The organism is Luteibacter sp. P4_E6, assembly GCF_056401535.1.
In genome coordinates this window covers 1-6,611 of sequence record NZ_JBFUJE010000214.1, presented here as the reverse complement: position 1 = coordinate 6,611, position 6,611 = coordinate 1, and the positions used below count along the sequence as shown (strand labels likewise).

Annotated in this window: 9 protein-coding genes; 7 read left to right on the top strand and 2 right to left on the bottom strand. The window is 62.9% G+C overall.

Going from position 1 to position 6,611, the window contains the following annotated elements:
* Both AC1DT2_RS13380 and AC1DT2_RS13375 read right to left on the bottom strand, forming a co-directional pair.
* On the bottom strand, positions 1 to 371 hold a 371-nt coding region (locus AC1DT2_RS13380), incomplete at its 3' end, for a VOC family protein (protein ID WP_477296771.1).
* Positions 372 to 467: 96 nt separating this feature from the next.
* Positions 468 to 932 carry a DMT family transporter gene (locus AC1DT2_RS13375; RefSeq protein WP_477296770.1) on the bottom strand — a complete coding sequence of 155 codons (465 nt, stop codon included), beginning with the start codon at positions 930 to 932 and terminating at the stop codon, positions 468 to 470.
* 119 nt (positions 933 to 1,051) lie between these two features.
* Between AC1DT2_RS13375 and AC1DT2_RS13370 the strand changes: the two genes are divergently transcribed.
* From AC1DT2_RS13370 to AC1DT2_RS13340, 7 genes are all read left to right on the top strand, one after another.
* Positions 1,052 to 2,224: a lactonase family protein gene (locus AC1DT2_RS13370; RefSeq protein WP_477296769.1), complete on the top strand. Its 1,173-nt coding sequence runs from the start codon at positions 1,052 to 1,054 to the stop codon at positions 2,222 to 2,224.
* A gap of 614 nt (positions 2,225 to 2,838) precedes the next feature.
* Entirely contained in the window at positions 2,839 to 3,336 is a 498-nt protein-coding gene (locus AC1DT2_RS13365) for a hypothetical protein (RefSeq protein WP_063573656.1), read from the top strand.
* A 113-nt stretch (positions 3,337 to 3,449) separates the two neighbouring features.
* Complete coding sequence (locus AC1DT2_RS13360; protein WP_063573655.1) at positions 3,450 to 3,845, top strand: hypothetical protein; 396 nt, start codon at positions 3,450 to 3,452, stop codon at positions 3,843 to 3,845.
* Positions 3,846 to 3,850: 5 nt separating this feature from the next.
* A complete protein-coding gene (locus tag AC1DT2_RS13355) occupies positions 3,851 to 4,438 on the top strand; it encodes a hypothetical protein (RefSeq protein WP_477296768.1) in 588 nt (195 codons plus the stop codon).
* 18 nt (positions 4,439 to 4,456) lie between these two features.
* Complete coding sequence (locus AC1DT2_RS13350) at positions 4,457 to 5,254, top strand: hypothetical protein (RefSeq protein WP_477296767.1); 798 nt, start codon at positions 4,457 to 4,459, stop codon at positions 5,252 to 5,254.
* 5 nt (positions 5,255 to 5,259) lie between these two features.
* Complete coding sequence (locus tag AC1DT2_RS13345) at positions 5,260 to 5,907, top strand: Pvc16 family protein (RefSeq protein WP_477296766.1); 648 nt, start codon at positions 5,260 to 5,262, stop codon at positions 5,905 to 5,907.
* On the top strand, positions 5,895 to 6,443 hold the full coding sequence (locus AC1DT2_RS13340; protein ID WP_063572553.1) for a hypothetical protein: 549 nt from the start codon (positions 5,895 to 5,897) through the stop codon (positions 6,441 to 6,443). Before AC1DT2_RS13345 ends, AC1DT2_RS13340 begins: the two co-directional genes overlap by 13 nt.
* Positions 6,444 to 6,611: the final 168 nt, after the last annotated feature.

Below are 6,611 nucleotides of genomic sequence, written 5' to 3'. Positions count from 1 at the left end.
CCGCTGACCCTGACCCGTCCGAACAGGTACGGCTCGTCCGGCCCGGCGTGAGCGTCGCCGGCACCGTGGAACACCTCGCTCACATCGACGCCGCGGCGGATCAGTTCGTCGCGGGCGGCCTCGATGTCGGAGACGATCAGGTACAGACCCTGCGCGGACCCAGGGGCCGCCGCAGTGACGTTCTTTCCGAAGATGACCGAACAACCGGAGCCGGGCGGCGTGAACTGGATGACGCGGAAATAGCCGTCTTCCGAAGCGAAATCGGCGTCCAGTCGCCACCCCAGCTCGCCGTAAAATTGCTTGGCGCGATCGACGTCGGAAACGGGGATGACCACGATCTCGAGCTTCATATCGACTGCAGCACTGCTCATGCGAACCTCCGAAGGAATCGGCCGCCGAATGCCATGCGTGTCATGTTGCAGATGCAGGTCCCCGTCCGTCTTGGATGTTCTTCCGTAGGAGCCGATTCATCGGCGAAGGGTGCTCGCGATGCCGCGCCCGTTCCATGGCGCGATGACAAAGGTGAGGCCGGTGGCTGCCAGGGCCAGCCCGATCCAGTGCCGACGCAACGGGCGCTCGCCGAGTAACAACCAGGCCAGCAGCACGGCCCAGAACGGCATGGCGTAAGCCAGCAACACCACGTGCCCGGTGCCTCCGGAGGTCAACGCGAATTGACCCAGGCCCTGAAAGGCTGCCGTCTGGGCCAGCCCGGTGACGATGGTTCCGCCTAACGGAGGGCAGGCCAGGGGACGACGCATCACTACCAGCACAACGAACAGCAACGCAGCCCCGATGAGGTAGCGCAGCGCGCAGAAGTCGAACGGCCCGGCGTAGCGCAGCACCAGCTTCATCACGATCCAGCTGAATGCCCAGATCACGACGGTCGCGCCCAGTGCGACGACCGCGCCCGTTGATGCTCTTGCTTCGTTCATGCCCGGCCGACGTAAGGATCGAAGTCCTTATCTTGGCTTATTCGGGCACGTACCTGTAACCAAACGCGTCTTGAGGGCGAAGACCCTTTGAGCTATCTGGCTCTTTCGGAGACGCGACCATGAACACCACACAAAAGCTGGCTGCCGCCCTCGCCGGCGTACTGGCGGCCGCAAGCGCCGTCCACGCGCAGGATCGCCCGCTGGATCAACGGCGCTTCGACTCACCCTACGTTTACGTTATGTCCAACGACATCCAGGGCAACAGCGTCGCCGTGTTACGTCGCAACTTTTTCGGGGGCCTGGAAAAGGTGTCGGTCGCGTCGACGGGAGGGAAGGGCGTCGGCGTCGGCACCACGGCTCCGCCCCCGGACCCGCTCGGTTCTCAGAATGCGCTGATCAGGAGCGAGGACGGCCGTCTGCTCTTCGCCACCAATGCGGGCTCCAATCAGGTGTCCGTATTCGCTATCGAGGGCAGCCGCCTGCGCCTGATCGACGTCCAGCCTACCGGCGGTACCTATCCGGTCAGCGTCGCCCAGAGGGGCAGTCGCCTCTATGTTCTCAACAGCGCCAACACCTCCACGATCACGGCATTTCAGATCACCGCCGGAGGGCAGCTCGTCGCCTTGCCGGCGGAGACGCGCCTGCTTGGCACGGATGCGCCCCTGGTGGGCAACCAGCCCAACGTTGGCATGACCCCGGCGCAACTGCAGTTCTCGCCGGACGGTGGCTGGCTCGCGGTGTCGGTCAAGGATGCCTCCGCCAAGGGGTGGTTCGAACTCTTCGCTGTCGACCGCAACGGGAGTCTGGCCAAGGATCCCGACATCACACCGTCGAACGACCCACAGCCCTTCGGCTTCGACTTCGACGCGCACGGTCACCTCGTCACGTCGCAGGCTGCCGGCTCGGCGGCCAGTTCGTATGCGATCAGCCATGACGGCAGCCTGAAGTCGATCTCCAGCGATATCGCAAACGGACAGGCCGCCGCATGCTGGCTGACGGTGTCCGGACGTTTCGCATTTACCGCAAACGCGGGCAAGGGAAACATCAGCGCGTATCGCATCGGTGGCGATGGCTCGCTGACCGTCCTCCATGGCGGCGTCGCTGGTTCGCTGGAAGCCGGTGCCGCACCGACCGATCTCAAGGCTTCCGCGGATGGATTGTTCTTGTACGTCGGCAATTCCCTGGGTGGCGATATCGACACGTTCCTGATCCTGGCCGATGGTCGACTGTTGCAAGTCGGACAGACCCCCGTGTTCTCAGGGGCATCCGGTATGCAGGGTATTGCTCTCTGATCGACAGTGCAGGGGAGTTCCTGCGGACATGCACGACTCCCCTGCGCACGTGAGATCAGCACATCGGTGCGGTGACACCATCGTGGCAGCAGCATTTCCTTTTTACGAAATGCATCGCATGAATGTGCAACTTGCGTACGCAGGCGACACATGCACCGTGCATTTGCCAAATGCGCTTATCAAAGTACGTTGTGTCTTCACGCGCGAAATGGTTCGATTGTGAAGTCTCGCTTCACCTTCCTGGTGAGCGAAGGACAGGGGATTCAGGTGAGCCTTGGACATGGCAAGTAGAGGAAGAAATGTGAGCCAGGAGGCGTACCACGGCATGACGTAGTCTTTGCCGCGGCGGAATTTCCTACGCGTCTTTCCTGGTGTTTGTCAGCGCGGTTCAACCGCGGCGTCCGGTATCCATCCGACATTCTGCTCGTGGCATCCGTGCCGCGCTGGAAGGTTGCTGCCGCGATTTCGCTTGGCCTTCTCCGTCCAGCGTTGGCTGGGCACGGATGATTGCGCCTGAAAAAACACAAGCTGACACGCAGTTCGCGCTCGACGATGTCGTGGGCAGGGCACTTGACGCACCGACCATCAATGACTGAGACCAGGAGTGACCGACCATGAGCACTACCGAATTGAACGCCAGCTATGACGCTTCTTCCCTCGTAAAAGCGGCTGACCTGAAAACGGACGTCGATTTCGACAAGTACATGAACCTTCTGCTGACCATCAGCAGCTCGGCGACCAGCACTTCGAAGATTGTCATCAATGTCGGCGGAGCCGCTGCAGGCTACCCGGTGATCTACAGCCTTGGCGACGAAGCATCCGGTTCGGCCGGCATGCAGGTTTCGCTGGTAACCGCCGGTAGCCTGCCGCTGTCGGCAATCACCATCACCCCGAACGTGACCACGCTAGACACTGCCTCAAGTGGAGGTGGCGGCAACCAGTGGACGCTGCAGGTCCAGGGCTATCTGGCCGCCCAGGCCGGCACGCAGGGCCTCCTGCTATACGCGATTGTCACCGACGCCACCACGACGGTGCAGGTRTCGCTCAACAACGGCGGCAAGACCACGCTGAGCCAGACCCCGATCTACTTCCCGTGGAAGCCGATCAACTGACCGTGTAGCTGCGGCTTCACGGCGAAAGCGCTACCACCCGGCGCGGCCTGTTCATCGGCCGCACCGGGTACGTGCGCCCAGGCTCCGACATCACGATCGTCCAGGGGAATGCCATGGCGAATGCGCCGATCTACCAGATCGCGTTCATGTTCGTGTTCAATCAGGATTTCACCAACCAGAAAGTGCAGCTCAACGTGGCTGAYAGCAACGACTTCCTGGTGACCGATAGCCAGACAGCGCAGCTGGAGGCGTATTCGGGCAACACGACGCCACCGCTGCTGAATTTCAGCGTGTCTGGCAAGCAGGTATTTTTCAATGTCAGCGACGGCAAGACCTATGGCGGCATGCAGGCCCTGGTGTGGAGCAGCTTCACCGCAGGCAGCCCTCCCACGCTACAGCTCGACCTGGCGTTCTCTTCGGGACTGATCACGGCCACGTATAACGTGCCCGGTGGCAGCGCGAGCGGCCAGCTCGTGTCCGGGCGCAACACCATCACGATCGGAAAGTGACCGCCATGGAAGAGTCCAGGAAAGGTGAGGGCAAGGCGACGCATAAGGCGGGCACAGGGTCCACGGTGACGTCCTCGGCATCCACTACGCCGCCCGAGACGACGCCGCCCACCGTGGAGGAAAACCCGCAGGACGTACTGCTGTCGGTTCCGATCCGGAACCAGCGAATGATGGACCACGTTGACGAGGAGACGCTGAAGGGCAAACTGTTCCGCGCGGACCGCGACGTGGCGTTCCAGCCGTTGAGCATCGCGCTACGCAACGTGCGGGCCAACTCCCGCGTGCTGATCACCATCCGCGACGACCAGCATGCGGTGTGGAGCGAAGGCGACGGCCGGGGTCTGGTCGGATTGAGCTTTTCCACCAACGTCGACCCGGCGCTATACCTCAGCAATTTTCTGATCAACGCGCGCGAGTTCTTCGTTCAGACCTACGCCGATAGCCAGGAGATCCTGGTGCAACTCTATGTGCGCACCACCCAGCGCGAGCTGCGCGGTCGTGTGGACCTGCCTCCGAATGCGGTCGCTACCTTGCAGTCGAGCACCGATCGCACCAGCGTCGTGGGCCTGAGCGCCTTCGCCATCGATTTTTGACCAGGGAAACGAACAGCCATGTCCCGAGTGCTGATACCCGTGGTGCTCCAGTTCCAGAAGGTCGCGGCCAACAGCGGCATCAACATCACCTTCGAGACGCCAGGCGTACGCTGGTCGTTGGGCCGCCGCCTTGGCGACAGCATGGGCTTTTCGTACAACGTCACGTCGGATGCCAGCGGCAGCGGCACACCCATCCTGCGTTCAGTGGCGTTCAACGACAGCGTGCTGCAGCTCACTACCTCGGCCATCGCGCCTGCGTCCAACGACTTCACCTTCACCCTGTTCGTGGAGGTCGAGGAAGGGACGACGTTCGTGCAGGGTTATTGCACGGTCAACAACGAAGCGAACGTCCTTGCCTTCTTTAGCGATGGCCCGCCGGCGTTGTGGCGGAACGGACGCATCAGTGCCAGCTTCCATCGGGAATCGCGGCGGTACCACACGGTGCTTCTCAACATTCGCAACGTTCGGCCGGGCCGCCAGTTGGATATCGTGGTCGACTCCGACATGGACGCCAATGTGCGCTGGTCCTTCGGACCTTACCGGCGGGGCGCTAACGGCATCATGGTCAGCAATCAGACCAGCGGCGCTGTGCAGCTGGCTTCATGGTCGATGACTTCGAGCGAGATTCGCCTGCGCACCGGCGATACGGGCAGCTCGACCGACCTGGCGTTACGCACCTACGTTTCCTACGGGGAGGTGGATCCTGGCCGCTTGTTCCTCAAGACGGTGGGCGATACGGACATCTCGGTGCTCGCCCAGGTCGGCACGCGCCAACCGCAATGGGTGGGCTCGGCCTATACCCTGTTTACCTTGTGATGCCCATGGCTTCCGTCGATAGCGGGCAGGTGGTGCGCTGGGTCAGCGAATCGTTGCGCCAACTCGTGCGCGCGCATATTCCGTTGTTGGCGGCGGAGTCTGCCGTCGTGTTCGATTCGCCGGCGGAGATGGATGCGCAGAGCGAGAACAAGCTGTCGGTGTATCTCTTCCAGCTGGAGCACAACCCCTGGCTGCGCAACCTGCCACCCACACTGGATCGCCGCCCGTCTGCAACCGATCGGCCCAGTGCCATGCAGATGACGCCGGCGCCCCTGGTGGTCGACCTGATGTACACGATGGTCCCGTATGCCAAGTCCGCCGAGATCGAACTGGTACTGGCGGACGAACTGCTTCGCCTGTTCCACGACGTGCCGGCGCTGGAGGGGAAGTGGCTTCACCAGGGCCTGCGCGAGGCCGGCAACGAGCGTATCGAGATCGTCCCGCGAGCGACATCGCTGGACGGCCTGCGCGACATCTGGTCCGGCTTCCAAGGCAAGGCGTACAAACTCACGAAGCTCTACACCCTGACGCCGGTTCGCATTCCTTCGACGCGTCCAGTCGATGTCGACATGGTAACGAACACCGATCTGTCCATCGTCAATACCCGGCCACTACCGGCGGACTTCAACGAGGCAGCGCGATGCACCGACTGAGCGGCGTCATCGAGTTGCTGGATTCGCACAGCGGACGGCCCGCGGTGGGAATCGTGCCTCGCTTTCGTCTCAACGGCGCACCGATCGCACTGCCCAGGCGGCCCGAAGCGCGCTATGTGCTTGTGGACGTGGCGCCGGGGCGTTATCGACTGGACGTGGATGCGCCGGGGTTCCTGGCCTACGGCCTCGACTTTGAGCTGACGCCGGAGGCGACGCTGGCAGACGCGTGGTTGCGCTGCATGCTGGAGCCGGGGCCCGGCTATGAGTATCCGCCGCAGGCCACGCTGATCCGTGGCGCGCTTGCGTCGACCCGGACTCCGGCGGAAATCAGCGCACGTTACGTTACAGTGCGCGGAAGGGAGCGCCATGTGCGCACCCGCTGCGCGCCGGGGGGTGCGTACACGCTGGCACTTTCTGGCCAGCTCGCCGATCCGACACCCGTGACACTGAGCTTCGCCTTCACCGACGGCCAGGCGCGGGAACTTCAACTGACGGTAACGCCCGGGCGCACGCATCGCGCGGGCGCGCCGCTCTGAATCATTCATCGGGAAAGGAACCAGGACCGTGGCCAACTATCAGCACCCGGGCGTCTATATCCAGGAGATTCCCAGTACGCGCAGCATCCAGGGTGCCTCGACGTCGATGCCGGCTTTCATCGGTGTCACCGACAGCGGCCCGCTGAACACGCCGACGCTGATCACCAG

Excerpts from the sequence above, each read along its gene's own strand:
- AC1DT2_RS13355 (WP_477296768.1), top strand. The coding sequence starts at position 3,851 with ATGGAAGAGTCCAGGAAAGGTGAGGGCAAGGCGACGCATAAGGCGGGC.
- AC1DT2_RS13345 (WP_477296766.1), top strand. The coding sequence starts at position 5,260 with ATGGCTTCCGTCGATAGCGGGCAGGTGGTGCGCTGGGTCAGCGAATCG.
- AC1DT2_RS13340 (WP_063572553.1), top strand. The coding sequence starts at position 5,895 with ATGCACCGACTGAGCGGCGTCATCGAGTTGCTGGATTCGCACAGCGGA.
- AC1DT2_RS13375 (WP_477296770.1), bottom strand. The coding sequence starts at position 932 with ATGAACGAAGCAAGAGCATCAACGGGCGCGGTCGTCGCACTGGGCGCG.
- AC1DT2_RS13350 (WP_477296767.1), top strand. The coding sequence starts at position 4,457 with ATGTCCCGAGTGCTGATACCCGTGGTGCTCCAGTTCCAGAAGGTCGCG.
- AC1DT2_RS13370 (WP_477296769.1), top strand. The coding sequence starts at position 1,052 with ATGAACACCACACAAAAGCTGGCTGCCGCCCTCGCCGGCGTACTGGCG.